The following is a 25,019-nucleotide window of genomic DNA, read 5'->3' as shown; positions in this document are numbered from 1 at the left end:
ATGTCCGATCCGACTGCCGACACCAAGCCCGCCCTCAGCAACAACTTCCTGCGCAGCATCATCGAGCGCGACTTGGCACTGGCTGGGCAGCCTGAGCGTCATTTCGCCGGCACACCTGGCGACGCCGCCCATCACGCCGCCGGCCCGCTGGATGCAGCGCGGATCCGCACCCGTTTTCCGCCTGAGCCGAACGGCTACCTGCATATCGGCCACGCCAAGAGCATCTGCCTGAACTTCGGCCTGGCGCGTGACTACGCCGGCATCTGCCATCTGCGCTTCGACGACACCAACCCCGAAAAAGAAGAGCAGGAGTATGTCGACGCGATCCAGGAGATGGTCGCTTGGTTGGGCTGGGATTGGAACGCCGGCGGCACATCCCACCTGTTCTTCGCCAGCAACTATTTCGACTTCATGTACCGCGCCGCCGAGTATCTGGTGACGGCCGGCCTGGCCTATGTGGACGAGCAGACGCCCGAGGAGATGCGCTTCAGTCGCGGTGACTTCGGCCGCCCCGGCGTCGACAGCCCGTTCCGCAGCCGCAGCCCGGCCGACAACTTGCTGCGCTTGCAAGAAATGCGCGACGGCAAGCACGCGGACGGCGCGATGGTGCTGCGCGCCAAGATCGATATGGCAGCGCCGAACATCAATCTGCGCGACCCGGCGCTCTACCGCATCCGCCGCGCCACCCACCACAACACCGGCGACACCTGGTGCATCTACCCGATGTACACCTTCGCCCATCCGATCGAGGACGCGCTGGAGCGCATCACGCACAGCCTGTGCACGCTCGAATTCGAAGACCAGCGGCCGTTCTACGACTGGCTGCTGGGCCATCTGGCCGACGGTGGTTTGCTGGCCCATCCGCTGCCCAAACAATACGAATTCGGCCGCCTCAACCTGACTTATGTCGTCACCTCCAAGCGCAAGCTGCGCCAACTGGTCGACGAGGGCCATGTGGACGGCTGGGATGATCCGCGCCTACCGACTCTGGTGGGCATGCGCCGGCGCGGCTACACGCCGGCCAGCATCCGCAATATGGTCGAGGCCACCGGCGTGACCAAAAGCAATGCCTGGCTCGATTACTCGGTGCTGGACGGCTGCCTGCGCGCCGATCTGGAGGGCAAGGCGGCACGCGCCTGCGCGGTGCTGGATCCGCTTAAATTGAAGTTGACGAACTGGGCTGAGCTGTTCGGCAGCGACGCGCATATTGAAACCAGCAGCGCGCCGGCCCATCCGCAATTGCCGGAACTGGGACAGCGCGAATTCGGTCTTGGCCACGAGGTCTGGATCGAGGCCGGCGACTTCATGGAAGTGCCGGTGAAGGGCTATCACCGCCTCTACCCCGGCAACAAGACCAGGCTGAAATACGGCTATGTGATCGAGTGCACCGGCTGCGAGAAAGATGCCAGCGGCAACATCACCGCCGTGCTGGCCAGCGTGGTGCCGGACACCAAGAGCGGCACGCCGGGCGCCGACGCGGTCAAGGTCAAGAGTGCCATCACCTGGGTCAGCGTGCATGAGGCGATTGAGGCCGAGGTGCGGCTGTATGACCGTTTGTTCACGGTAGAGCAGCCAGACAGTGGGGACGGTGACTTCTTGAGCTTCATCAATCCGCAGAGCCGTCGCGTGATCACGGCCTTTTTGGAGCCCTCATTGGCGCAAGTGGCGGCCGGTGATAACTTTCAATTCGAGCGGCACGGCTATTTCGTTGCCGACCGCATTGACCACCAAACCGACAGGCCGGTCTTCAACAAGATCACCGGGCTGAAGGACGGCTGGTCAAAGTAGGCAAAAAAACTTCAGTCCTCGCGAACCAGCACGACCGGGTTCGCGTATTCATGGCCGACCACGGCGCGGGCGAACAGATAGTTATCCAGCGCCCTGGCGCTGAGCACGTCCATCAATACATCGCCCTGTGCATCGCAGGGGAAGGCCAAGGCCTTGCCGCTGTGGAACAGCGATTGGAAACGCAACTCGAACTGCTCGGTGTCCGGCGGCATGGGTGCGGGTGGGTTTTGCCTGCTACTGCTTTGCATAAATTGGGTGTCCATCTTGTTTACTCCTGAGCTGTCACCATGATCTAGTTCTGCCTGTCTGAAGACTAGACCCCTTCTGAGGGGAAGACCATGTGCATACGTCTCAAAATAACGTCGGATGAACACTTGCGGTGGACTAGGACTTTCGCTGACACCAATTTGTCACGAAAACCTGGTGGCTCCTTGGCGAGATCAATCGCTTAAATCGGCCAGATCGGCCATACGGCGCACCTTGGCCTTGCGCCCCTTGATTTTGCCGTCCGACAACCTTTTGACGGCCTCGCGGGCGATGCTGCGCTCCACCGCCACATAGCTGTGAAACTCGGTGATGTTGATCTTGCCGACCTGCTCGAACTTGAAACCGGCCTCGCCGGTCAAGGCGCCCAAGATGTCCCCGGGGCGGATTTTTTCCTTGCGCCCACCCAGGATCTGCAGCGTATCCATCGGCGGCTGCATCACATTGCCGGGCGCCGGGATCAGCGTGTCCAGCTGCTGCCAGACAAAGGCATAGCCCTGCATCTGCTCGATGCGGCCGATGCGGCCCATCTCGTCCAGGCTGGCCAAGCTCAAGGCCAGGCCGTCGGCGCCGGCCCGGCCGGTGCGGCCGATGCGGTGGGTATGCACCTCCATATCGGGCGTCACCTCGACATTGATCACACATTCCAGCTGCGCAATATCCAGACCGCGCGCGGCCACATCGGTGGCCACCAGCACCGAGCAGCTGCGGTTGGCGAACTGGATCAAGACCTGATCCCGGTCGCGCTGCTCCAGGTCGCCATGCAAGGCCATCGCGACAAAGCCTTGACCCGAGAGGACCTCGACCAGATCCCGGCATTGCGCCTTGGTATTGCAAAACGCGATCGTGCTGGCCGGGCGGAAATGGTTCAAGAGCAGCGACACCGCATGCAGGCGCTCGTCTTCCCTAACCTCAAAGGCCAGCTGACGAATGCTGGTCGGCGCCTGCACGGCCGACGCGCTCAGCTTGACTTCTTTGGGCTCGCGCATGAACTGGGCGCTCAGCTTGGCGATGCCTTCGGGGTAGGTGGCCGAGAACAGCAGGGTTTGGCGTTTCTTCGGTGCTTGCTTGGCGACGGTGACGATATCGTCAAAGAAACCCATATCCAGCATGCGGTCGGCTTCATCCAGCACCAGGGTGTTCAGCGCGCTCAGATTCAGGCTGCCGCGCTCCAGATGGTCCATCACCCGCCCCGGCGTGCCAACGGCGATATGGCAGCCAAAGCCCAAGCTGTCCATTTGCGGCTTCATCGGCGAGCCGCCGCAGAGGGTCAGGATCTTGATGTTGTCGGCGGCGCGCGCCAGCCGGCGGATCTCTTGCGTCACCTGATCGGCCAGCTCGCGGGTCGGGCACAGCACCAGGGCCTGCACGTCAAAGCGGGCGGCGTCGAGCTTGTGCAGCAGGGCCAGCGCGAAGGCGGCGGTCTTGCCGCTGCCGGTCTGGGCTTGGGCGATCAGATCCTGGCCGGCCAGGGCCAGCGGCAGGCTGGCGGCCTGGATCGGGGTCATTTGCGTGTAGCCGAGCTGGGCCAGATTGGCCTGCATGGCGGCGCTCAAGGGGAGTTGAGCGAAGGATTGCTTGTCGTTCAGGGGTGCGTTCATGGCTTGATTATCCCAGGCTGCAGCGCAATGAACTGCCGCGGCACCTCCGCTGCCCTTCGAGGACTCCGACGCATGCCATCGTTCGCCGGTTTGCTATCTCCACCTCTCACGTCATGCACGTAAGATCCTTCACTAACTGGACCCTGACCAATTCGTGTCTCCAATTACGAATGCTCTGCTCGCCGAAGTAAAACAGGTCCACTTCTACTGCCGAATAGATAAGATTTGAAATTGCACGCGAATATAAACCGAGCAACAAAACCTATGCCGAACCTGAACATACAAAAATTAAGGCTGCGAGACTATCGCTGTTTTGAAGCAATTGATCTCGACTTCCACGCACGGGTAACCGTTCTCGTCGCATCGAATGGAGCTGGCAAGACATCGATTCTGGACGCCATTGCAGTCGCTTTCGGCCCGTATGTCGGTGCGTTTGATGAAAGTATCGGGAAAAGCTTTAAGCCAAGCGACATTCGACTTACCGCAGTCCGGGATACTGCCAGCAATGAAATGGAATTCGCACCCAAAGGTATTCGCTTAGAGGCCACTGGGCACATACCCGGCACTTTGCTTGAGCTACTCGGTGAAGTACCCTCCAATGCCACATGGAGGCGCAGCCTAGCTGGCCCGACCAAGGCAAAGACCACCATCAAAGATGCAAAGGAGCTGATCGACTTCGGCAAACGCCAGCAAGTTGCAGTTAGAACGCCTGGAACCGACGTCATGCTGCCCTTGCTGGCCTACTACGGCACAAGTCGCTTGTGGCAACAAAAGAAACTGATGGAGGGCAAGCTACCACGAACTTCTAGAACGATTGGGTATACCGACTGCCTAGATCCGGGTTCCAGTTACAAAATCTTCGAGGCCTGGTTTCGGTACTGGAGCACCAACGCATTCAAGGGGCAGTTAGAAGCCAGCAAAACCGGTCGCCGCTTTGAGCCCACAGAGTTCGACCATTACCTTGAATCGGTAGCTGAGGCCGTCAACACCTGCCTTGCGCCTGCGGGCTGGGGCGAACTTTCCTATTCACTTGCCCGTGAAGAACTTGTGGCACACCATGAATTGCATGGGGAACTGCCTGTTTCCCTGCTTAGTGATGGCATTCGCAATATGATTGCCATGGTTGCCGACATCGCTTTTCGCGCTACCAAACTGAATCCACACAAGGGTAATAGGGCTGCCAAGGAAACCGCCGGCATTGTGCTGATCGACGAAGTCGAACTGCACCTACATCCAGAATGGCAACAAGTCGTAATGCAGTGCCTAACGACCGCCTTTCCGGAACTGCAGTTCATCGTCACCACCCACAGCCCACAGGTATTGACCAGCGTCGACGCTGCCTGCATCCGGAAGCTGCGACAGTTCACAGACCCTGAATCGCACCATACGACCACAGTCGTTGAACCGATTCAGATCCAAACACGCGGAGTCTCAAGCGCGGACCTCCTCGCTCAAATTATGGGAGTCGATCCTGTTCCTGATGTTCCAGAGGCACGCAAGCTTTCCAGCTATCACGCGCTTATTCAGCAAAATCTACATGAAAGCGAAGAAGGTCGGGCTTTGAGGGCCAAACTCGATGCCCATTTCGGCGCCGAACATCCCGTCATTCGAGATTGCGCCCGAATGATTCGACTGCAAGTATTCAAACAAAAACTTCCGCTATCCATTGGTGAATCGCCGAATGCATAAGCTGCATCGAGGCGAACCGCCGACTTGCCTACGCGGATATCGCCATGGGTTGAACAATTGGTCAGAGGTGAGTCAATTCGACAAAAACTCGATCTGGGACGAACTGCTAGCGATGCAAGGTGACCGTTGCGCATACTGCGAAGCGCGGATTGCTCCAGACCGCAGGCACATCGAGCACTTCCGCCAGAAGGGACGCGACCCCACTGTCACTTTTGTTTGGTCAAACCTATTTGGCTCCTGCAACCGAAGTTGTAGTTGTGGCAGGCACAAAGATTGTGCTGAACCATATGCGCCAGCCGACCTGATAAAACCAGACGAGGAAGACCCTGAGGACTATCTTCTATTCTCGCCAGATGGCACGGTTAGCCCAAAAAATGGCCTCTCAGACAAAAGCGACCACCGTGCCGCTGAAACTATTCGTCTGTTCAATCTCAACGGGCCATTGAGGCAAATTCGATTCACAGAACTCGTAGGCTACAAACAAACCGCCGAGTACTTTGCCGAGCTGTCACATCAGTTCAGCGAGGACGAGTGGCTGCCGCTGCTGCAAGAGGAACTCCAGGCTACAGCCCAACTACCGTTCTCCACTGCTATCAAGCACATGATGACGCCGCAAAGTCCAGGCCGCTGACCAGCCTGTGTCGGGCAATTTCTCCGGGCGACTCTCGTTTTGAACCGTCCTCAGCCCCCCGCCCGCTTGATCGTCCAGCCCGGCTGCGTCTTCTTCAGCAGCTCGACCACCCGCTCGCAATGGTCGCCCTGCACCTCGATCACGCCGTCCTTGACCGTGCCGCCGGAGCCGCAGGCGGTCTTCAAGACCTTGCCCAGCGCGACCAAGCCGGCCTCGTCCAATTGCACGCCCTTGACCAAGGTGACGCCCTTGCCGGCCCGACCCTTGGTCTCGCGCGACACCCGCACGACGCCGTCGCCCTTAGGCGGGACCGGCCGGCCACAGCGGCAGTCGGCCTTGGCCTGGCGGCATTCCGGGCAAGTGCGCCCTGTCTCGGTGGAATAGACCAGGCCGCTGAGCGCGCCCAGGCCCGACAAGGTTTTAGTGGGTTTCATGGCATGGCCTCCGCGGGTCTGCCAAACAGCTGCAGATGCAGCTCAAGTGGCGAGTTAATCGTGCGCACCCGCAGATAAGCCTCCTCGGCCTGCGGGTAATGCCGGCGCAAATAGTGCAACCACTGTTTGAGCCGGCCGGCTTGGTGCTTGGCCGGCATGTGAATCATCACCTGGCCCCAGAACAGCTGCATCAGCGGCAGCATGGCTTGCCAGCTCAAAGCGGCCGTGCCGGGCGCGCAGATCGCCAGCGCCAGGCCCGGATTGGCGACCATGCCGCGGCCCAGCATCAGGGCCGTGCAGCCGGACTGATCCAAACAGGCCTGCGCATCGGCGGCGTTCCAGACCTCGCCGTTGGCCACGACCGGCACCGCCACCATTGTCCGCACCGCGTTGATGCGGTCCCAGTAGGCGGGAGGCTTGTAGCCGTCGGCCTTGGTGCGGGCATGAATCACCAGCTCCTCGGCACCGCCGGCCACCATCGCCTGCGCGCATTCCAGCGTGCGCGAATCGTCCATATAGCCCAGCCGCATCTTGGCCGACAGCGGCATGCCGACGGGCATCGCGCGCTTCACCGCGCCGACGATTTGCAGAATCAACTCGGGCTCATCCAACAGCACTGCGCCGCCCCGGTGCCGATTGACGCTCTTGGCCGGGCAACCAAAATTCAGGTCAATACCGGCCGGCTTGAGCGCCGCCAACTTGGCCGCGTTCTCGGCCATACAGACGGGGTCAGACCCCAGCAATTGCGCGCGCACCGGCACGCCGGCCGGCGTCAGCCCGCCGTTCAGCAGCTCGGGCACGATGCGGGTGAAGACGCGGTTAGGCATCAAGCGGTCGGTGATGCGGATGAATTCGGACACGCAGCGGTCAATGCCGCCGACGCGCGTCAGCACATCGCGCAGCATGTGGTCGAGCAAGCCCTCCATCGGAGCCAGAAGGATGCCCCCTCGCCCACCGGGTACGGCGGGCGATCCCCCGAGGGGATGCGGGTCGGCTTGGGGCGGCCCGGCGCTCGACCCCATCACGCCGCCACCTCGGCCAACAAATCTTGCTGGGTCAAATACAAGCGCAGATCAAACTCCAGCTGCCCGTAGCTGGGCTCCATATGCTGACAGAGCTGATAAAAGGCCTTGTTGTGATCCAGCTCCTTCAGATGCGCCAGCTCGTGCACGACGATCATTTTCAGGAACTCGGCCGGCGCCTCCTTGAACAGGCCAGCGATGCGGATCTCGCGCTTGGTCTTGAGTTTGCTGCCCTGCACGCGCGAGGCCCGCGTATGCGTGCCTAAAGCGTGCTGGATGACCTTCAGCTTGCCATCAAAACAGACCTTGGAGAGCGGCTCGGCATTGCGCAAAAAGCGCAGCTTCAAGTCCTGCGTGTAGTCGAACAAGGCCTTGTCGCTGCGCACGGCGTGGCCCAGCGGGTAGCGCTTGGCCAGCAGCTCACCGAGCCGCCCGGCGTCGATCAAGGCCTGCACCTGTTGCAGCGTCTCGGCCGGGTAACCGCCTAAGTACTTCAGCTGCGTCACTGAGGCTGCGCCGCCGCTGACGGGGATTCGGGGTAATGCTCGCTGACCCAGGCCTCGAAGCGCGCGCACATCGCGTCTTCGCCGGCGCTGCTGTCGGCCAGCAGCTCGGCGCCGTGAACGATGCGGATCTGCGCGTCCAGCGCCGCCGGCCCCTCTTGCTCATAACTTCTGCTTGCAGCGGCCGCCAGGCTGGCTTGCGCCTCGGCCCAGCAAGAATCGACCGACTGATTGCAGGCCTCGGCCAGATAGCGGGCCGAAAAACCCTCGCCGGTCAGGCTGCGCAGCGTCGCATCATGGTCGATGCTATTGCCCGGCTGCCAGTAATGCTCGGCCAGCAGTGGGCCGATGGCCACGTTATCGGTCAAAAACCCGTGCTCGCGCAAGAAAAAAGCACGGGTTTGATAGACCGCCATATGAGCGAGCAAATAGCCCTGATAGCTGGCCGCCGACTCCTGGTTCAGCAAATGCGGGATCGCCAGCATCGGCCGCGGGCTGGCCACGCCCAGAACCCGCAGCTCGGTTGCCCGCGCCAGCGCCAACACCGCCTCGGCGCTCAGCTGCTCGTCGCTCAGCTGATACAGCGCCGCCTCGAAGTAGGGCACGACGGCGATAGCGCGCTCGTCAAAGGCGCGCATCGGCTGGCTGCTGGCGATGCGGTCGTGGATCAGCTGATCGGGGATGGTCTCGCCGGCTGCGTTTTTGGCATAACGTTTGAGCCAATCGGCGTCGCCGAGCAGGCTGTCGCAGAACATTGACTGCGTCTCGGCATAGGCCATCGAGGTCGGCGCGAACTCCTGCGAAAAGCAGGGCGAGTTCTGAGTCACATTGGCGAAATGCGCGGCGTGGCCGCCCTCGTGGAACAAGGTGTTGATCGCGCGCAGACCGCTGCCCAGCTGGTCGGGCTTGGCCTCGGCAGTGAAGTTGATCTGGCCCGGCACCCATGCCCCTTGCGCATTCACATAGCTGGGGATGGGGCCGTGGCAAAAGCCGTTCTGGTACTTGCCCTTGCGCTCCAGCAGGTCCAGCTGCAGGGTGGCGCCGCGGTACTGAATGCCCAGGCGGCGGAACGACTCGATCCAGCGCCGCAAGGCCGGCCCGAACGGCATGTATTCGTCGAGTCGGCGCACCACATCGCCGCTGGAATAGAAACGCAGATTCCAGGGCGCCAGTGCTTCGGCGCCGTGGCTGATTTGCAAACGGCTCAGCGTGCGCGCATGCGCGCCGTCGGTGCGGGCTATGAAGTCGTCCAGGATGGCGGTCAGCTGCGCCGGCGTCATGCGCTCGTTCTTGCGCAGCTTCAGCTCGAAATAGTTGTCGAAGCCGAGCGCGCGCGCGAAGCGGTTGCGCAACTTGACCAGCTCCAAAAAGCCATTCGCCAAAACCCAATGCTCGATCTCTTGAAAGGCCGCAAACGAGCTGCGGCGCCTGACCTCGACCGGATTGGTGGCCAGATTGATGGCCAGCATCGACAGCGAGGCAACTTCTGGCTCACCACGTTGGCTGATATGGGTAGGCTGCAGCTCGCGCTTGGCAGCGAATAGCGCCGCCTCGGCCTGAATGATCTCGCCCATCAGGGCGCGGGCGGCGTCGTTGTCGATGATATTGGCCTCGAACAGCGCCAGCCAGCCCTTCAGACCATGAAGAACTGCTACGTCTTGTTCGGCCGCCGGCAAGGCCTGCAAGGCGGCTATGTGCGCGCGCGTGGCGCTCAGCTTGGCCGGGTCGGAGATGAAGTCCTTGTAGGCGCCCTCGGCCTCGGCAAAGCCGGCCTGGTCGTCGCTGGTCGCCATATAGGTGGCCCAGAACAGATCCTCTTTGGTCTTGTGGACCGCGTTGTAGGCAAGGTTCAGTTGATCAAAGAAGGCGCGTGCGGATGGCTGCATGGAATCGAGCTCTTGTGGAGTCTGCAAGGGCCGAGAGCATAGCGCCTGCAGGCTTGGCCCGACGGTTCTGAGATGATGCCCGCCATGGCGAAACGTTTTCAAATCACGCTGGCGGGCGAGTCGACCCGCTTCTGGGCCACGCCAGAGCTGACCCTGCTGCGCGCTTCATTGGCAGGCAATGGCGGCCTGCTCAGTTCTTGCCGCAACGGCACTTGCCGGGCTTGCCGCTGCAAATTGCTGCAGGGCGAAATAAGCTATTTGATCGAATGGCCGGGCCTCAGCGCCGAAGAAAAGGCCGACGGTTGGATCTTGCCTTGCGTCGCACAGGCGCGCAGCGATCTGCTCTTGCAGCGCCCGTGATTGGGGCGCTGCGCCCACAGCCTGCGTACGCCTGCGCCAAGTGCTTGAAAAAAATCAATCTTTATTGAATTGCCTCCAAAGTGGGCAGCGCCGGCCTGGCACCGTCAGCGGGCACGGGATAATCCGGGATGGGTCAGACTCGCTGGCCCGCTTGTCAACAGGCTCGCCCCATGCACCGAACTATTTTCACCACGCCCGGCGTCAACAGCCTGCTGCGCGCCGCCTCGCTGGCCTTTCTGAAGCTCAAGGGCTGGACGATTGACGGCAGCCTGCCACCGGGTCAGACCAAGTTTGTCTTGATCGCCGCACCGCACACCAGCAACTGGGATCTCCCCTACACCCTGATGGTGGCCTTTGCTTTGCGGCTGACGCCGTACTGGATGGGCAAGAGCCAGATTTTCAGCTGGCCTTTTGGCGGCCTGATGCGCTGGCTGGGCGGTATCTCGGTGGACCGGGAGCAGGCCAGCAATCTGGTTGCTGCCTCGGCCGCGGCGCTGCAGGCTGCCGACTTCCCGGTCCAATTGATCGTGCCGCCCGAGGGCACGCGCAGCAAGACGCGCTACTGGAAGACCGGCTTCTACTGGATCGCCCACTCCGCACAGGTGCCCATCGTGATGGCTTATATGGACTACCCGCGCAAGCTCAGCGGCCTGGGGCCGGTATTCGTGCCGACCGGCGACATCGACGCCGATATGGTCCGCATCAAGGCCTACTACGCACAATTCAAGGGCAAGAACTGGCAGCAGTTCGACCATCAATGACCGAACAAACTAGCAAATCCAAAGACCCGCTGCACGGCCTCACGCTGGAAGCGATCGTGACCGCCCTGGTCGACTATTTCGGCTGGGAGGAGCTGGGCCAGCGGATCGAGATCCGCTCCTTTGTGATCGACCCCAGCGTCGCCTCCAGCCTGAAGTTTCTGCGCAAGACACCCTGGGCACGCGCCAAGGTGGAGAGCTTGTACTTGTTCATGCTGCGCGAGAAATCTCGTGGGCAAACGCGCAGTCTGCCCGGTTGACGATCAGCGCCCGTCCGGCAACTCGATCTTCAGCTCCAGCACATCCAGATCACCCTGATGCTCAAGGCTGACCTTGATGTCTTCCGGGTCGATCTTCATGTATTTGGAGATCACCAGCAGCAGCTCGTTCTTCAGCTGCGGCAGGTAGTCGGGGCTGGCGGTGCGGCCATTGCGCTCATGCGCCAGGATCAGCTGCAGCCGCTCTTTGGCGACATTGGCGGTGGTCTTTTTCTCACCGAGAAAATATTTCAGAAATCCCATCTCAACCTCCTCACTTGCCGCCGAACAGGCGCTTGAACAAGCTCGGCTTGATCGCCTCGATAAAGCGCATTGGACGCTCCTCGCCCAGGAAGCGGCGCACCACGTCCTTGTAGGCCTCGGACACATCGCTGCCCTGCATATGGATGGCCGGCGAGCCCTGGTTGGACGCCTGCAGCACGATCTCGGACTCCGGGATCACACCGATCAGCGGCGTACGCAGGATCTCGTGAATATCCTCCAGCGACAGCATATGGCCGCCCTCGACCCGGCTCGGGTTGTAGCGGGTGATCAGCAGATGCTCCTTGATGGGCTCCTTGCCCTCGATGGCGCGGCGGGTCTTGCTATTGAGCATGCCCAGGATGCGGTCGGAGTCACGCACCGACGAGACCTCGGGGTTGGTCACGACGATGGCCTCATCGGCGAAATGCATGGCCATCAAGGCGCCGGTCTCAATCCCGGCCGGCGAGTCGCAGATGATGAACTCGAAGTCCATGGCTTTAAGCTCCTCCAGCACCCGCTCCACGCCCTCGACCGACAGCGCATCTTTGTCGCGCGTCTGCGAGGCGGCCAGGATGAACAGCTTGTCCAACTGCTTGTCCTTGATGAGCGCCTGGCTGAGCTTGATCTCGTCATTGATGACGTTGATCAGGTCATAGACCACACGGCGCTCGCAACCCATGATCAGGTCCAGATTGCGCAGGCCGACGTCAAAGTCGATCACGCAGGTTTTGTGGCCGCGCAAGGCCAGGCCGGTTGCGAAGCTGGCACTGGTGGTGGTTTTGCCCACGCCGCCCTTGCCCGAAGTCACCACGACGATTTTTGTCATCGAATCAATTTCCTAAAAATAGATATTTCTTAAAGCAGCCGAAGAATTCGGCGCCGCGATTGCATTCATTTCAAAACTTGAGCGGCTCCATGATTAATTTTTCACCTTCCAGGCGGATCTGCGCCGGCTTGCCAAACACGCTGTCCGGCAGCGGGTTCTCGGTCGTGCGGTAGGTGCCCGCGATGGCAATCAGCTCGGCCTCCATGCTGGTGGCAAAAATACGTGCCTCGGTATTGCCCTTGGCGCCAGCAATCGCCTTGCCGCGCAGCGGCGCGTAGACATGGATGCTGCCGTCGGCGATCACCTCGGCGCCGTGGTTGACCAGGGCCAGCACCACCAGATCACCACCCTTGGCATAGACCTGCTGGCCCGAGCGCAAGGGCTTGTCGATGATCATGGTCTTGGCGGCCTCGGCCGGCACCAGCACCTCGCGAATCACTTCGACCTGCACCTCGACCTGCACCTCTTTGATGACTTCTTGGATCTGCACCGCAGCCGCCAGCGCCGGGCGACTGCCCTGGGGCTGGTCGAGCGGAGGCGATTCGGCGAGCCCCAAGGCCAATGCTTGCGCCAACTCAAGCGCATTGGCGCCCAGCACGGCCACCGGCTGCATGTTGTACTGCCGCAACATCGACAGCAAAACGGCGAGGTCAAGCGCCTGCTCGCCCTCAGCCTCGTCGTCTAGGCGCAATTGCGCGGGCTCGGCGCCGTCGCCGTCGCCGTGGTGCTGTGCGGCGCTCGCACGGGCAAGCTGCGTCAAATCGATCAGCAGGGGCTCGTGGTTGAACACATGCGGCGTATCGCCCAGCCGCTCGTGCAGGGCCGCCGCCAAAGCCGGCAAATCCGCCGACTTCAGAACCAAGGAGAGCAGGCTCAAAGAGGCGCTCTTCAACTCGAATACATCGGCGATCTTTGATGCCGTCCGACCTTGCTGTGTATCTTGTTGTGCCTGAGACATCGAGTGCTGCTGTTGTGCAAAGGGCGCGATTTTAGCCGCGGTGCACGAAGCTGCCTCTAGGCGTTGGCCCCAGAGCCGAAAAACCGCTTGCAACAAATTTAAGCAAGCCAACAAAGCACCAAAGCAATCAAGCACTTATGCGCGCTTTGCCAGCCCAACCCACATGGATATCCACAGCGTCTGTGGAAAAATCGGCCGCCCCTGTGCGAGGTTTGTCACCCATTTTCGTGACATCTGCCAGTGCAAGCTTGACTTATCCCCATTTTGAGCCGCGGTCAAGGGCCGTGGCTTGAATTTTGCAGGCAGGCACGCCGCCCCCGCCGCACCAAGCTAAGTCATTGATTTATATACAACTCAGGCCGGTGCTCCGAAATGAGGCAGGCTAAGCCCAAGCGCCGCGTTTCAAGGGCTTGGTGCCGCCCCACCGCCCTTGTCCACAAAGTTATCCACAGCAAAGGTGGATAGCCTTTGAAGGCTTTAAAAATCATAGACTTAAGGACCATGCCTCAACTTAAATGGAGTATTCGCCGCTAACTCGCAGTCCCGCAAAAGGCGTTGACGAGCAGCGCCCTGTGAGGGCACGGGTGCCCGTAGCGGTTACAGTGACGGCAAATCCGCGTCTCGCGGACTCTTGCAGGAGCACGGCATTGGCCACACCCAACTACTCATACGAAAAACGCCAACGTGAATTGGCCAAGAAGCGCAAGGTCGAAGAAAAGCGCCAGCGCAAGATCGGCGGCAAGGTGGACGGCGACGGCCAGCCTGTCGATGGCGGTGACAGTCCTGAAGGCGACGCCGCCGACAAACCCGCTGCCAGCCCGGACACACCGCCCGCTGCCACCTGAACGGCAAGCCGCGGCGAGACTTGGCCAGGCCTTGAACGCCCGGCCGCAAAGGCTTGGTCCGGTGTTTTAGCGCAGCGACCGAAGGGCACCGCTTGCGCTGGCCCTAAAATGCGGGCCTGCCCGGCACTGCTGCCGGCATCTGCTGCCAGGCCCGCAAAGACACCATGACCCGTAAGCTCTTCGTCACGACCGCCCTGCCCTACGCCAATGGCAACTGCCATATTGGCCACATCATGGAATGGACGCAGGCCGATATCTGGGTGCGCTTCCAGCGCATGCGCGGCCAGCAGGTGAATTTCGTCTGCGCCGACGACGCGCATGGCGCACCCATCATGATCGCGGCCGAAAAGGCCGGCATCACATCGCAAGCCTTCGTCGCCAATATCGCCGCCGGCCGCAAGGCCTATATCGACGGCTTTCACATCAGCTTCGACAACTGGCACTCGACCGATGGGCCCGAGAACCACGAACTGAGCCGCGACGTCTACCTTGCGCTGCGCCGCAATGAGCTGATCGATGTGAAGACCATCGAGCAGTTCTTCGACCCCGAAAAGCAGATGTTCCTGCCCGACCGCTTCATCAAGGGCGAATGCCCGAAATGCGGCGCCAAGGACCAGTACGGCGACTCCTGCGAGGTCTGCGGTGCGGTCTACACGCCGACCGAGGTGAAGAACCCGTTCTCGGTGCTGTCCGGTGCCACGCCGGTGATGAAGAGCTCCGAGCATTATTTCTTCAAGCTCAGCGACCCACGCTGCGTCGCTTTCCTTGAAGAATGGACGCAGACGCCGGGGCGCCTGCAGCCCGAGGTCTTTAACAAGATCAAGGAATGGTTTGCCAAAGATGCCGACGGCAAGGGCGGCCTGGGTGACTGGGACATCAGCCGCGACGCGCCCTATTTCGGCATCGAGATCCCGGACGCGCCGGGCAAGTATTTCTACGTTTGGCTGGACGCGCCGATCGGCTATCTGGCCTCGCTGAAGAACTACTTCGCCAAGACCGGCGCCGACTCCGACGCCTTTGATGCCTATATGGCCGACGAAACGGTGGAGCAGATCCACTTCATCGGTAAGGACATCACCTATTTCCACACCTTGTTCTGGCCGGCGATGCTGCACTTCAGCGGCCGCAAAACGCCCAATCATGTCTATGTGCACGGCTTCATGACCGTCAACAACGGCGAGAAGATGAGCAAGAGCCGTGGCACCGGCCTCGACCCCTTGAAGTATCTGGGCCTGGGTCTGAACGCCGAATGGCTGCGCTACTACATTGCGGCCAAGCTGAACGCCAAGGTCGAGGACATCGACTTCAACCCGGAAGACTTCTGCGCCCGCATCAACAGCGATCTGGTCGGCAAATACATCAATATCGCCAGCCGCGCGGCCGGCTTCCTGACCAAACGTTTTGACGGTCATTTGTCCGGCGACTTGGGCGTCGAGGGCCGCACGCTGCTGGACGGGCTGCGCGCGCATGCCGACAAAATTGCCGAGCTGTACGAGGAGCGCGAGTTCGGCAAGGCGCTGCGCGAAATCATGTTGCTGGCCGACCGGGTCAACGAGTATGTGGACCAGCACAAGCCTTGGGATTTGGCCAAGCAGGAAGGCATGGACGCCGTGCTGCACGACGTCTGCAGCGTCTGCATCGAGGCCTTCCGTCTGCTGACGATTTACTTGAAGCCGGTACTGCCCGAACTGGCGGCCAAGGTCGAGGCCTTCTTGCGCATCGAGCCTTTGCAGTTCGCCGACGCCGCGCGTGCGATGGGCCCACACCAAATCGGCGCCTATCAACACCTGATGCAGCGCGTCGATGCCAAGTTGCTGGACGCTTTGTTCGAGGCGCCGGAAGCCCCCAAAGTGGTCCCCGGCGGCGAGGAACTGGCGCCAGAAATCAAGATCGATGACTTCTCCAAGGTCGATCTGCGCATCGCCAAAATCGTCAAGGCCGAGGTCGTCGAGGGTTCAGACAAGCTCTTGCGCCTGACCCTGGACGCCGGCGAAGGCCGCTTGAGGAATGTCTTCAGCGGCATCAAGAGTGCCTACAAACCCGAGCAGCTGGAAGGCAAGTTGACCGTGCTGGTGGCGAATCTGGCGCCGCGCAAGATGAAGTTCGGCATCAGCGAAGGCATGGTGCTGGCGGCCTCACATGCCGACGAGAAGGCCAAGCCCGGCATCTTTGTGCTGGAACCCTTCCCTGGTGCGCAACCCGGCATGCGGGTGCGCTGAAACTTGATGCGTACCGACCCGCCTGTAAACTCAGGCCTTTCTTGCTTTTGACACCCAACGCCATGCCATTGTTCTGGAAGCCTTACAAGTCCGAAGTCAGCAATTTCATCGATGAATTGAAGGCCAAGAAGCCGACGCTGGAGCAGGAACAACGCGCCGGCCGAGCACTGCTGTGGGAAAAGCCGGTGGACCGTGCCGAACAAGCCGAGTTCAGTGCCGCTCGCGTGCCCCAGCAGCCCTACGTCTACCAGACCAGCGCCAAGTAGCTGGTTTTTCAGGCCGCCCGACCAACTGACTGTTTGATTGAATGCGTGCATGAGTGTCGCTCCCGCCAGCGTCAGCCTGCCCGCGCTCGACCCCTTGGCGCCGGCCGTTCCGGGTCTGCCCGAGACCGTGGACGCGGTCGCCGTGGCGCGGCTCTACGGTGAACCGCTGTTCCAGATGCCGCTGGATCTGTACATCCCGCCGGACGCGCTGGAGCTTTTTCTCGAAGCCTTTCAAGGCCCGCTGGACCTGCTGATTTACCTGATCCGGCGCCAGAATTTCAATATTCTGGACATCCCGCTGGCCGATGTGACGCGCCAGTACTTGAGCTACGTGGACCAGCTGCGCAAACACAATCTGGAGTTGGCGAGCGAGTATTTGCTGATGGCGGCGATGCTGATCGAGATCAAATCCCGCATGCTGCTGCCGCCCAAGAAGACCGACGACGGCTCCGAACCCGAGGATCCCCGCGCCGAGCTGGTGCGCCGGCTGCTGGAATATGAGCAGATCAAGTTGGCCGCCGCGCGGCTGGGCGCCTTGCCGGTCGCGGGGCGCGATTTTCAGCTCGCCCAAGTGCATACCGAGCCATCGCTGCTGCCGCGTTTTCCGGACGTGGATGCGAACGACTTGCGCGACGCCTGGGCCGACATCCTGCGCCGGGCCAAGCTCAATCAGCACCACAAGATCACGCGCGAACAGCTGTCGGTGCGCGAGCATATGAGCATCGTGCTGCGGCGCCTGCAAGGTGAGCGATTTTTGGAGTTCCAGCAGCTGTTCGATGTCAGCCGCGGCCAGCCGGTGCTGGTGGTGACCTTCATCGCGATGCTGGAGCTGGCGCGCGAGCGGCTGCTGGAAATTACCCAGGCCGAGGCCTTCGCGCCCATCTATGTCAGGCTGGCCTACAAGCCGAGCTGAACTTCATTCATAGGACTTACGCAAAATTGTTCCAGCTAGGCATGACGCCGCAGACAGTACGCCTTGTACGGCAAGGCGTCATAACGACGCTGGGGCGGTTTTGCGTAAGTCCCAATTCAGCTGGTAGGGGCGCCGCGCCAGGTTGAGAACATCGTTTCCGGCTGGTGCTGCACCATCTGGCCGACCGCCAAGACCGCCTGGGTTCGAGAGCCCACGCCGAGCGCCTTCAGCACGGCGGCCACATGGTCCTTGACCGTCTCCACCGTGATGCCCAGTTCACGCGCAATGATCTTGTTCGGCTTGCCTTGCAAGAGCAGGGCCAACACATCGGTTTGGCGCGGCGTCAAGGCCAGACTTTCCAGCCCCGTGGACACCTGGTAATTGGACGCCATCGCCTGCTGCTGGATCTGCACCAGCTTGGCCTGCTTGGTCGAGGCCTTGCCGCTCAAACTTGGGCTTTCCGGCGCGCCCAAATTCATCGGCGGCACGTAGATGCCTCCGGCCATCACCAGCTTCAGCGCCTGCGACAGCAATTCGGTGCCGGCACGTTTGGGCACAAACCCCATCGCGCCCTGGTCGATCGCGCGAATCACATCGCTGGCGCGGTCGGAGGCCGAGATCACCACCACCGGCAAAGCTGGATAGGCGCCGCGGAACTCATCCAGCACATCAAAACCACTGGCGTCGCCGAGCTGCAAATCAAGCAGCACCAGATCAAAGTCGGCATGCTTGCCCAGTTCCAGGCGCGCGGCCGCGGCGCTGTCAACGCCGATCACCTCGACGCTGTCGTCCAAGCCTTCAATGACGGTCTTCAATGCCGACAAGATCAGCGGATGATCATCGATGAGCAAGACTTTCATGGGCGCCCCCTTTGGCGATGTACTTTTAACTTCATATGGCGCAAATGATAGGGCTAGCGAAACTGCCGAGTCAGCGATTCCGCGACGCAGACCGGTTTGGCCGCGCCCTCACGCTCGACGCTGACCTCGATGCACAGCTGCACGCCGCCGTCGACGGGCTCGCATTTAAGCAGCTTGAAGCGACCGCGCAGCCGGCTGTCCACCGGCACCGGCGCCGGAAAACGCACGCGGTTGAGGCCGTAGTTCAGGCCCAGACGGCTCTCGCGCACCATGAAGGCGGTTTCAAAGAAGCGCGGGATCAGGCTGAGCGTCAAAAACCCATGGGCGATGCAGGTGCCAAACGGGCCGGCGGCCGCTCGCTGCGGATCGGTGTGTATCCATTGCTGGTCATCACTGGCATCGGCAAAGCGCTGAATGCGAGCCTGGTCCACCAGAATCCACTCACTGCAGCCGATCTCTTGACCCACCAGATCGGTCAACTCCAGCAGTCGCTCAAACTCACGCATTGGCAGCCTCTAGCCAAGCGGTGACGGGCAGCCATTGAGCCAGATCGCGCTCGACCCGACTCGGCGCCACATCCCACAGCGTCATGCCGCGCGCCGCCAGCTGCACATAGTTTTGCGTGTCACGCAGCAGGCCCAAAACCGGCACTGCCAACTCGGGCAGAAAGTCCTGCAGCTGCTGCACCGACAGGGTGCCCTCCTTGGCCCGCATGCCGACGATGGCCAGCTGCGGGGCCTTGCCGGCGCCGCGACCCTCATTTTCGGCGCGCAACTCCTGCAGCTTCTGCACAAAGTCAAAGGTCGCCTGGATGTCAAACAAACTTGGCTGCAGCGGGATCAGAATCTTGTCCGCCAATTTGTAAAGCGCACGCAATTTCTTGCCGCTGAGGCCGGCCGGGCTGTCCATCACCACATGGCTGACGCCCTTGGGCGGCTTGACGGTTTGTTGCTCGGCGTCCAGCTCCCAGCCCCGGATCAAGGGCAGCTCGGCCGTACGCAAGCTCAGCCAGCGGCGCGCCGACTGCTGCTTATCCACATCGCCCAACATCACCGCATGGCCGCGCCGGGCCAGATAGCCGGCGGTATTGGTCGCGAGCGTGCTTTTGCCCACCCCGCCCTTGGGATTGGCGATCAGGATCACAGGCATGACAGCTCCTCACTTGGATATTTTCACTACGGCCGCCAATGGTAGCGGCCCAACGGCCAGGCCGGCCACGCTAGGCGGCCGGCACTGCGACAATCAAGCCATGTTTGCACCCTCACAACTCGACGTACGGCGCTTTTTTTGCGCCACCTATCGCAAGCTGCGCGACAAGCAGCCGCTGATCCCAATGGAGGTGATTGCTGCCGATTGGATTGAACAGCATCCGGAGTATCACGCCGAGCTGACGGACGAGGCCGCCGCGCTGGCCGCCGTCTACAGCGTGGAAGACGGCCGCGCCAATCCGTTTTTACATCTGTCCATGCACCTCACCATCAGCGAACAGCAATCGATCGATCAACCTCACGGCATTCGCCAAGCCATCGACTTGCTGGCGGCCAAACGCAATTCGCTGCATGAGGCCCAGCATGTCGCCATGGATTGCCTGGGTGAAATGATCTGGGCGTCACAGCGCAGCGGCTTGCCGCCCGATGGTCACCGCTATCTCGACTGCGTCAGCAAAAAAGCCACGCATCGCTAGCGTGGCTTTTTGAGCAAGGGGCATGTCGCGGGCTCAGGCTTGAATCGACCCGCCCAAGGCCTTGCGCTCATTCTTGCCGGAGGCCGAATACAGACCCGTATTTTCCCCCGGCATCAACACATCAATGGCCCGGTCTAGGGCGGCGGTAGCCCTGGCGAGGGACTCGCGCTGGGCCGCCACACGGCCACCGGCCAGCGCCAGGCGGTGCCGTAAATTGGGGGGCACGGCGCCGCTGCGGGCTGCGTCACTGAAACGCGAGATGGCCTGCGCCAGGGCTTGGTGCAGCTTGCCGGCATATTGCTCGATCGCGCCGGTGTCGCGGCGCAGCAGGGCGTCGCCCAGCAAATTCAGGCAGCTCTCCACCTCCAGCAAGGGCTGTTCAAGCTGCTGGCTGACCGCCGCGGCATTTGGATCTGAGGTGGGCAAAGCTTGCATGACAGTCCCCGCCATAAGGCGTTGAGAACGCGGTTTAAGCGTTCAGGTACAGGAGAAAATAGGCCTTCGTTTTGGCTAAGCTTTGGCCAAGCGCTGACCACATCCGCAACTCAGTGCGGCGTCATTCGACCGAGCATTTCCTGCGCGTTGGCAATCAGCTTTTCCGCGATCACATTGGCATTGACGGTGAACTTGCCGTCCGTAATGGCCTGGGAAATACGGCTGACCTTGGCGGCGTCAAAGCTGCCGTCGTCGGGCACGCCTTGCAGCAGCTGGGTGGCGTTGGTCGACAACTCCAGCTTGGCACTGGCTTCTGGCGGCTTCTTGCCCCCGACCGGCGTGCTCGTGCCATTGGCTGGCGCGCGTCCCGTTTGGGCCGCTGCGGGTTTGTCTAGCCCCACTGGGGCCGACGCGACTTCAGGACTGTTACCGATCTTCATGCTGTTCTCCATAGACTTGAGGCTAGCCCAAATCTTTCCAGGTTTTGCTCAAACCCGCTCGACGTTCTCTCAAAACAGAGCGGCTTTTTCGGTGTATCGACAGGCAACGAGAAAACTTTAGAACATTTGACAAAAAATCTCCCCGGCGTCGTGGCGACCGAGCCGCGCCGACGAGACTGCTTGTGCGCGGGCGACAACGAGAGCTTGGTTGCATTCATAGCAGCATCTCCACATGCCTGTCACCCACCGCCCGGCCAGAAATCACCCGGCCATTCTCAAACCGGACCTTGACGCTTTGCCCCTCCAGTCCCGCCGTCAATGCTTGGCCTTCCCTGGCCACCGAATAGCCCGAGCCTACGGCCCGGACCATCACGGTTTCACCAGCGGCGAACCATTGCCGCACCTTCAAATTCTGGCTTCGCACGGCTTCCCCGGCCGCCAAGGGGCGGCTGAGCGTGCGTCCGACCAACCCTCCGGCGTCCGAGAATACCGCACCCGCTTGCGCCGCTATATCTATTTCGGCTGTGCTGAGCAGAGCTTGAGTCAGCACCGTCCCGGCGGGCAAAGCGTCCGCAGCGACCAAGGCGCGGGCATAGACCTTGACCGTCACCGGCAAGCTGACGTTCCAGCGCACCAGGCCGTCAAGACAACGCAGTCCAATCCGGCTGCGACCCCACATTTGCAAGCCGGGCGGCAGGTAAGGTTGCACCTGCTTGCAGGGAGCGAGCTTGAGCCTGGGATCAAGGCGGCCAATTTGCACTTCAACGCGGGCCTGCGCCGGCGTGCCGACCCGGGCGCCTGCTTGGGCTACTTGTTGCACCTGCAAAGTCAACTCGGCATTCAGCATGCTCTCGTCCTGAGCCAGCGCAATGCCACTCAAGCAAGCCACACCCAGCCCCATAAGGCTGGCCAGTCGGCGCGCGCTTTTCAGGGAGGGTGGGCGAATCTGGAACATGGCTGAACTTTAGTCCCAGGCTCCGATTTGCCTTGCTGCGAAATGCGCAGCAAAGCCATTGCTTATCCCGCTAATGTTTTCTGCAAGCCACCAACACAATTGGCTCACATCGCCGATTCCCTCGCCTCTCGCCCGACCTTCGTCAGCCAGCAAGGAATTGACCGCCGCTCTTGATGTTTGAGTCGGCCGCGACCCCGAGGTACCCATCATGCTGAACCGACTGACCGATGCTTTGAATTTCCAGACCCAGGCCCTGACGCTGCGGTCGGAGCGGCAGCGCCTGCTGGCCAGCAATATTGCCAATGCCGACACGCCGGGTTTCCAAGCCAAGGATATGGACTTCGCCCGCGCCCTGCGTGAGGCCAGCTCCGACAACGCACAGGCCGGCGCCCTCAGAACCACCCAAAGTGGCCACATCGCGCCGCCGGCCGGCGCACGCAGCGAAAGCCAGAAGCAATTTTCCATGGCGGCGCAAACCAATCTTGATAGCAACACCGTGGACATGGACCGCGAGCGCGCCAGCTTCGCCGACAACTCGGTCAAGTACGAGGCGACGCTGCGCTTCATCAGCGGTTCGGTGCGCACGACGCTGGATGCGATGAAGTCGCATAACTCAGCCTGACGCCAGCGAATCAGCTTGAGAACAGGAGTCCCTCATGTCAATGTTCCAGATCTTCAATGTCGCCGGCAGCGCGGTCAGCGCGCAAAGCCAGCGCCTCAATGTGGTGGCCAGCAATCTGGCCAATGCCGAGACCGTGGCCGGGCCCGACGGCCAGGCCTACAAAGCGCGCCAGGTGGTGTTTCAGACCGCCTTGGTCGGTGCCGGCAACGACCCCGCCAGTGCCGGTGTGCGCGTCAGCACCATCAGCGAAGACCAGACACCGGGGCGCCGTGTCCATGACCCCAAGCACCCAAAAGCCGATGCCGAGGGCTATGTGACCTATAGCAATGTCAACACGGTCGAGGAAATGGTCAACATGATTTCGGCCTCACGCTCCTATCAAAACAATATCGAAGTGATGAGCACGGCAAAAAGCCTGCTGCTCAAAACCCTGCAACTTGGTCAGTCCTGAGGACTGACACAGAAAGCTCATCATGGCCACAGCCGCAGTCACCAACACCTCAGGCACTTCAGCGACCGCTACGCTGGCATCCCAAGGCAGCAAAAATGCCGCCGACACGCAGGATCGGTTCATGAAGCTGCTGATCGCTCAAATGAAGAATCAAGACCCGATGAACCCGATGGACAACGCGCAGGTCACCAGCCAGATGGCGCAGATTCAGACGGTCACCGGTGTCAGCACCCTGGACACCAGCATCAAGGCCTTGTCCTCGCAATTTGTCCAGATGCAGGCGCTGCAAAGCGTTTCTCTGGTTGGACGGGATGTCACGGTGGAGGGCAATCGCCTGCAGATGGACCAAGGCAACGGCAAAGGGGTGTTCGAGCTCGGCGCACCGGCCGATGCCGTCAAGCTCGAAGTGCTCAGCCCGGCCGGCACTGTGGTCGACACGGTTCAGCTTGGCGCACAGGGCTCTGGCCGACACAACTTCGAGTGGGCGGCCGACAAGAACGACCCGGCTGCCAGCTACAACTTCCGCATCACCGCCAGCAACGGCGCCGCCGCAGTCGCGAACGTGCCCTACAGCCTGGACAAGGTGCTGGCCGTCAACACCAGCGGATCAAAGCTGCAACTGCAGTTGCAAAACGCCGGCCTGGTCGACTACGCCAGCATCAAGACGATCGACTGATCTCACTCCCAACGCACCCCAGAACAAGGCACCATCATGAGCTTTCAACAAGGTCTATCCGGCCTCAATGCCGCCGCCAAGAATCTTGATGTGATTGGCAACAATATCGCCAACGCGGGCACCTATGGCGCCAAGTCCTCGCGGGCGGAATTCAAGGAGGTCTATGCCGGTGCGCTCAGCGGCGCCGGGGGCAGCCCCATCGGCATCGGCGTGGCGCTGGGCACGGTCTCCCAACAGTTCACGCAGGGCAACATCACCGCCACCGACAACCCGATGGATCTGGCCATCAATGGCGGTGGTTTCTTCCAGGTGGGCGACGGCAAGAGTCCCGTGTCTTACTCACGCAATGGGCAATTCAAGGTCAGCCAAGAGGGCTTCATTGTCAACGGCGAAGGCTTCAAATTGCTGGGCTACCCGGCCGACGCCACCGGCGTGATTCAACCCGGTTTGGCGCAAACCTTGCGCCTGCCAACCGCCGGCATTGCGCCAAAGCCAACCTCCGAAGTGAAGATGGAGTTCAATCTTGACTCGCGCGCCATCTATACCGGCAAGACGGTGGATCCCGGCATCAACCTGAAAGACGCCAAGACCTATAACAACGCCACCTCGCTGACCGCCTTTGACGCCAAGGGACAAAACGTCGCGGTGACCTTTTACTTCCAAAAAGTTCAGCCTGAGAGCGGCCCCTTGGCCGACCCACCGACCGCCACCGTAGACCCCTTGGAAACCACCAAATGGAATGTCTTCGCGACCGCCAACGGGGAGTTCTTCACCAAAGATTCAGCCGGCAATCCCACCCTCACGACGCCGGCCGATCCGGCCGCCATTCCGCCGGCCGTGGCCCGGATGATTTCGCCGTACACCACGCTTGAGTTTGACCCCAAGGGCGGCAAGCCCATCTCACCCACGGCGGAACTGGCGATGCAAATTCCAGCCACTTCTACACTGACAGGCTCAAGCCTGGAGATCCTCGGAGTCTCACTGAATGTATTGGGGGCGAGCGAAAACGGCTCCAGCTTTGGTGTCACGAATCTGACCCAAAACGGCTACGCCCCGGCGCAGCTGACCGGCATCGTGGTCGAGGGAACCGGCGTCGTGACGGCGCGCTACTCGAACGGCCAATCCAAGCCCGCCGGACAGGTCGAACTGGCCAACTTCATCAACCCGCAGGGCTTGCAGCCCTTGGGTGGCAACCGCTGGGCGCGCACCCTCACCTCGGGTGAGGCGGTGGTCGGCGTCGCAGGGGACGGCAACTTGGGCCGCATCCAGTCCGGCGCGCTGGAGGAATCCAATATCGACCTGACCGCTGAGCTGGTCAATATGGTGACAGCGCAGCGCGCCTACCAGGCCAGCGCGCAAACCATCAAGACGCAAGACCAGGTTCTGCAAACCATCGTCAACCTGCGTTGATG

Annotated in this window: 30 protein-coding genes; 15 read left to right on the top strand and 15 right to left on the bottom strand. The window is 61.3% G+C overall.

Annotated features, from left to right (window positions below; translation table 11 throughout):
* A complete protein-coding gene (locus RMO57_RS08705; RefSeq protein WP_310385802.1) occupies nucleotides 1-1,788 on the top strand; it encodes a glutamine--tRNA ligase/YqeY domain fusion protein in 1,788 nt (595 codons plus the stop codon).
* An 11-nt stretch (nucleotides 1,789-1,799) separates the two neighbouring features.
* Here the strand turns inward: RMO57_RS08705 and RMO57_RS08700 are convergent, their stop codons facing one another.
* Both RMO57_RS08700 and dbpA read right to left on the bottom strand, forming a co-directional pair.
* On the bottom strand, nucleotides 1,800-2,051 hold the full coding sequence (locus RMO57_RS08700; RefSeq protein ID WP_414896394.1) for a hypothetical protein: 252 nt from the start codon (nucleotides 2,049-2,051) through the stop codon (nucleotides 1,800-1,802).
* 177 nt (nucleotides 2,052-2,228) lie between these two features.
* The gene (gene dbpA / locus RMO57_RS08695; RefSeq protein WP_310385801.1) at nucleotides 2,229-3,653 is read right to left on the bottom strand and encodes an ATP-dependent RNA helicase DbpA; all 1,425 of its coding nucleotides are present in this window, start codon (nucleotides 3,651-3,653) and stop codon (nucleotides 2,229-2,231) included.
* Between the two features lie 264 nt (nucleotides 3,654-3,917).
* Here dbpA and RMO57_RS08690 point away from each other — a divergent pair, with 264 nt between their 5' ends.
* Both RMO57_RS08690 and ptuB read left to right on the top strand, forming a co-directional pair.
* The gene (locus RMO57_RS08690) at nucleotides 3,918-5,342 is read left to right on the top strand and encodes an AAA family ATPase (RefSeq protein WP_310385800.1); all 1,425 of its coding nucleotides are present in this window, start codon (nucleotides 3,918-3,920) and stop codon (nucleotides 5,340-5,342) included.
* The gene (ptuB, locus tag RMO57_RS08685) at nucleotides 5,335-5,973 is read left to right on the top strand and encodes a retron Ec78 anti-phage system effector HNH endonuclease PtuB (protein ID WP_310385799.1); all 639 of its coding nucleotides are present in this window, start codon (nucleotides 5,335-5,337) and stop codon (nucleotides 5,971-5,973) included. Before RMO57_RS08690 ends, ptuB begins: the two co-directional genes overlap by 8 nt.
* Nucleotides 5,974-6,023: 50 nt before the next feature.
* Here the strand turns inward: ptuB and RMO57_RS08680 are convergent, their stop codons facing one another.
* From RMO57_RS08680 to RMO57_RS08665, 4 genes are all read right to left on the bottom strand, one after another.
* A complete protein-coding gene (locus RMO57_RS08680; protein ID WP_310385798.1) occupies nucleotides 6,024-6,407 on the bottom strand; it encodes a translation initiation factor Sui1 in 384 nt (127 codons plus the stop codon).
* Nucleotides 6,404-7,333, bottom strand: coding sequence for a tRNA dihydrouridine synthase (locus RMO57_RS08675; RefSeq protein WP_310385797.1), 930 nt, complete (start codon nucleotides 7,331-7,333; stop codon nucleotides 6,404-6,406). The genes RMO57_RS08680 and RMO57_RS08675 overlap by 4 nt, the downstream gene beginning before the upstream one ends.
* Before the next feature lie 95 nt (nucleotides 7,334-7,428).
* Nucleotides 7,429-7,935 carry a M48 family metallopeptidase gene (locus tag RMO57_RS08670; RefSeq protein WP_310385796.1) on the bottom strand — a complete coding sequence of 169 codons (507 nt, stop codon included), beginning with the start codon at nucleotides 7,933-7,935 and terminating at the stop codon, nucleotides 7,429-7,431.
* Nucleotides 7,932-9,818, bottom strand: a complete 1,887-nt coding sequence (locus RMO57_RS08665) for a M3 family metallopeptidase (RefSeq protein WP_310385795.1) — start codon at nucleotides 9,816-9,818, stop codon at nucleotides 7,932-7,934. The genes RMO57_RS08670 and RMO57_RS08665 overlap by 4 nt, the downstream gene beginning before the upstream one ends.
* 84 nt (nucleotides 9,819-9,902) lie before the next feature.
* Here RMO57_RS08665 and RMO57_RS08660 point away from each other — a divergent pair, with 84 nt between their 5' ends.
* The 3 genes from RMO57_RS08660 to RMO57_RS08650 all read left to right on the top strand — a co-directional run bounded on the left by RMO57_RS08660 (nucleotide 9,903) and on the right by RMO57_RS08650 (nucleotide 11,196).
* The gene (locus RMO57_RS08660; RefSeq protein ID WP_310385794.1) at nucleotides 9,903-10,178 is read left to right on the top strand and encodes a 2Fe-2S iron-sulfur cluster-binding protein; all 276 of its coding nucleotides are present in this window, start codon (nucleotides 9,903-9,905) and stop codon (nucleotides 10,176-10,178) included.
* 170 nt (nucleotides 10,179-10,348) lie between these two features.
* Nucleotides 10,349-10,939, top strand: a complete 591-nt coding sequence (locus RMO57_RS08655; RefSeq protein WP_310385793.1) for a 1-acyl-sn-glycerol-3-phosphate acyltransferase — start codon at nucleotides 10,349-10,351, stop codon at nucleotides 10,937-10,939.
* Nucleotides 10,936-11,196 (top strand): VF530 family protein, encoded by a 261-nt coding sequence (locus tag RMO57_RS08650; RefSeq protein ID WP_310385792.1) that lies wholly within the window; start codon nucleotides 10,936-10,938, stop codon nucleotides 11,194-11,196. The genes RMO57_RS08655 and RMO57_RS08650 overlap by 4 nt, the downstream gene beginning before the upstream one ends.
* A 3-nt stretch (nucleotides 11,197-11,199) precedes the next feature.
* Here the strand turns inward: RMO57_RS08650 and minE are convergent, their stop codons facing one another.
* The 3 genes from minE to minC all read right to left on the bottom strand — a co-directional run bounded on the left by minE (nucleotide 11,200) and on the right by minC (nucleotide 13,241).
* Entirely contained in the window at nucleotides 11,200-11,457 is a 258-nt protein-coding gene (minE, locus tag RMO57_RS08645; protein WP_310385791.1) for a cell division topological specificity factor MinE, read from the bottom strand.
* A gap of 10 nt (nucleotides 11,458-11,467) precedes the next feature.
* Nucleotides 11,468-12,283, bottom strand: coding sequence for a septum site-determining protein MinD (minD, locus tag RMO57_RS08640; protein ID WP_310385790.1), 816 nt, complete (start codon nucleotides 12,281-12,283; stop codon nucleotides 11,468-11,470).
* A gap of 70 nt (nucleotides 12,284-12,353) precedes the next feature.
* The gene (gene minC, locus RMO57_RS08635; RefSeq protein ID WP_310385789.1) at nucleotides 12,354-13,241 is read right to left on the bottom strand and encodes a septum site-determining protein MinC; all 888 of its coding nucleotides are present in this window, start codon (nucleotides 13,239-13,241) and stop codon (nucleotides 12,354-12,356) included.
* A gap of 647 nt (nucleotides 13,242-13,888) precedes the next feature.
* Here minC and RMO57_RS08630 point away from each other — a divergent pair.
* The 4 genes from RMO57_RS08630 (at nucleotide 13,889) to RMO57_RS08615 (ending at nucleotide 17,484) form a co-directional block, all read left to right on the top strand.
* Nucleotides 13,889-14,086, top strand: coding sequence for a hypothetical protein (locus RMO57_RS08630; RefSeq protein WP_310385788.1), 198 nt, complete (start codon nucleotides 13,889-13,891; stop codon nucleotides 14,084-14,086).
* 164 nt (nucleotides 14,087-14,250) lie between these two features.
* Nucleotides 14,251-16,305, top strand: a complete 2,055-nt coding sequence (gene metG / locus RMO57_RS08625) for a methionine--tRNA ligase (RefSeq protein ID WP_310385787.1) — start codon at nucleotides 14,251-14,253, stop codon at nucleotides 16,303-16,305.
* A 62-nt stretch (nucleotides 16,306-16,367) separates the two neighbouring features.
* Complete coding sequence (locus RMO57_RS08620; RefSeq protein WP_310385786.1) at nucleotides 16,368-16,571, top strand: DUF3460 family protein; 204 nt, start codon at nucleotides 16,368-16,370, stop codon at nucleotides 16,569-16,571.
* Between the two features lie 49 nt (nucleotides 16,572-16,620).
* A complete protein-coding gene (locus tag RMO57_RS08615) occupies nucleotides 16,621-17,484 on the top strand; it encodes a ScpA family protein (protein ID WP_310385785.1) in 864 nt (287 codons plus the stop codon).
* A gap of 116 nt (nucleotides 17,485-17,600) precedes the next feature.
* Here the strand turns inward: RMO57_RS08615 and RMO57_RS08610 are convergent, their stop codons facing one another.
* From RMO57_RS08610 to RMO57_RS08600, 3 genes are read right to left on the bottom strand one after another with little or no spacing between them, the layout of a single operon-like run.
* Nucleotides 17,601-18,344 carry a response regulator transcription factor gene (locus RMO57_RS08610; RefSeq protein WP_310385784.1) on the bottom strand — a complete coding sequence of 248 codons (744 nt, stop codon included), beginning with the start codon at nucleotides 18,342-18,344 and terminating at the stop codon, nucleotides 17,601-17,603.
* A 53-nt stretch (nucleotides 18,345-18,397) separates the two neighbouring features.
* Nucleotides 18,398-18,850: a MaoC family dehydratase gene (locus RMO57_RS08605; protein WP_310385783.1), complete on the bottom strand. Its 453-nt coding sequence runs from the start codon at nucleotides 18,848-18,850 to the stop codon at nucleotides 18,398-18,400.
* A complete protein-coding gene (locus RMO57_RS08600; protein WP_310385782.1) occupies nucleotides 18,843-19,493 on the bottom strand; it encodes a ParA family protein in 651 nt (216 codons plus the stop codon). The genes RMO57_RS08605 and RMO57_RS08600 overlap by 8 nt, the downstream gene beginning before the upstream one ends.
* 100 nt (nucleotides 19,494-19,593) lie before the next feature.
* Between RMO57_RS08600 and RMO57_RS08595 the strand changes: the two genes are divergently transcribed.
* Nucleotides 19,594-20,028 carry a DUF1841 family protein gene (locus RMO57_RS08595; RefSeq protein WP_310385781.1) on the top strand — a complete coding sequence of 145 codons (435 nt, stop codon included), beginning with the start codon at nucleotides 19,594-19,596 and terminating at the stop codon, nucleotides 20,026-20,028.
* A gap of 33 nt (nucleotides 20,029-20,061) precedes the next feature.
* Here the strand turns inward: RMO57_RS08595 and RMO57_RS08590 are convergent, their stop codons facing one another.
* From RMO57_RS08590 to flgA, 3 genes are all read right to left on the bottom strand, one after another.
* Entirely contained in the window at nucleotides 20,062-20,463 is a 402-nt protein-coding gene (locus tag RMO57_RS08590) for a hypothetical protein (RefSeq protein ID WP_310385780.1), read from the bottom strand.
* Between the two features lie 110 nt (nucleotides 20,464-20,573).
* Nucleotides 20,574-20,903 carry a flagellar biosynthesis anti-sigma factor FlgM gene (gene flgM / locus RMO57_RS08585; RefSeq protein WP_310385779.1) on the bottom strand — a complete coding sequence of 110 codons (330 nt, stop codon included), beginning with the start codon at nucleotides 20,901-20,903 and terminating at the stop codon, nucleotides 20,574-20,576.
* Nucleotides 20,904-21,117: 214 nt separating this feature from the next.
* Complete coding sequence (gene flgA / locus RMO57_RS08580; RefSeq protein ID WP_310385778.1) at nucleotides 21,118-21,858, bottom strand: flagellar basal body P-ring formation chaperone FlgA; 741 nt, start codon at nucleotides 21,856-21,858, stop codon at nucleotides 21,118-21,120.
* Nucleotides 21,859-22,066: 208 nt separating this feature from the next.
* Here flgA and flgB point away from each other — a divergent pair, with 208 nt between their 5' ends.
* The 4 genes from flgB to flgE are packed head-to-tail and all read left to right on the top strand — an operon-like array spanning nucleotide 22,067 to nucleotide 25,017.
* Complete coding sequence (gene flgB, locus RMO57_RS08575; RefSeq protein WP_310385777.1) at nucleotides 22,067-22,480, top strand: flagellar basal body rod protein FlgB; 414 nt, start codon at nucleotides 22,067-22,069, stop codon at nucleotides 22,478-22,480.
* Between the two features lie 34 nt (nucleotides 22,481-22,514).
* Nucleotides 22,515-22,931: a flagellar basal body rod protein FlgC gene (gene flgC / locus RMO57_RS08570; RefSeq protein ID WP_263569999.1), complete on the top strand. Its 417-nt coding sequence runs from the start codon at nucleotides 22,515-22,517 to the stop codon at nucleotides 22,929-22,931.
* Between the two features lie 22 nt (nucleotides 22,932-22,953).
* Nucleotides 22,954-23,607: a flagellar hook assembly protein FlgD gene (locus tag RMO57_RS08565; protein WP_310385776.1), complete on the top strand. Its 654-nt coding sequence runs from the start codon at nucleotides 22,954-22,956 to the stop codon at nucleotides 23,605-23,607.
* A 36-nt stretch (nucleotides 23,608-23,643) separates the two neighbouring features.
* The gene (gene flgE / locus RMO57_RS08560; RefSeq protein WP_310385775.1) at nucleotides 23,644-25,017 is read left to right on the top strand and encodes a flagellar hook protein FlgE; all 1,374 of its coding nucleotides are present in this window, start codon (nucleotides 23,644-23,646) and stop codon (nucleotides 25,015-25,017) included.
* Nucleotides 25,018-25,019 lie beyond the last annotated feature (2 nt).

This window comes from Roseateles sp. (assembly GCF_031397715.1).
Taxonomy (GTDB): Bacteria; Pseudomonadota; Gammaproteobacteria; order Burkholderiales; family Burkholderiaceae_C; genus Paucibacter_A.
The sequence above is the reverse complement of the archived record's forward strand: the minus strand, read 5'-3'. Positions and strand labels throughout refer to the sequence as shown.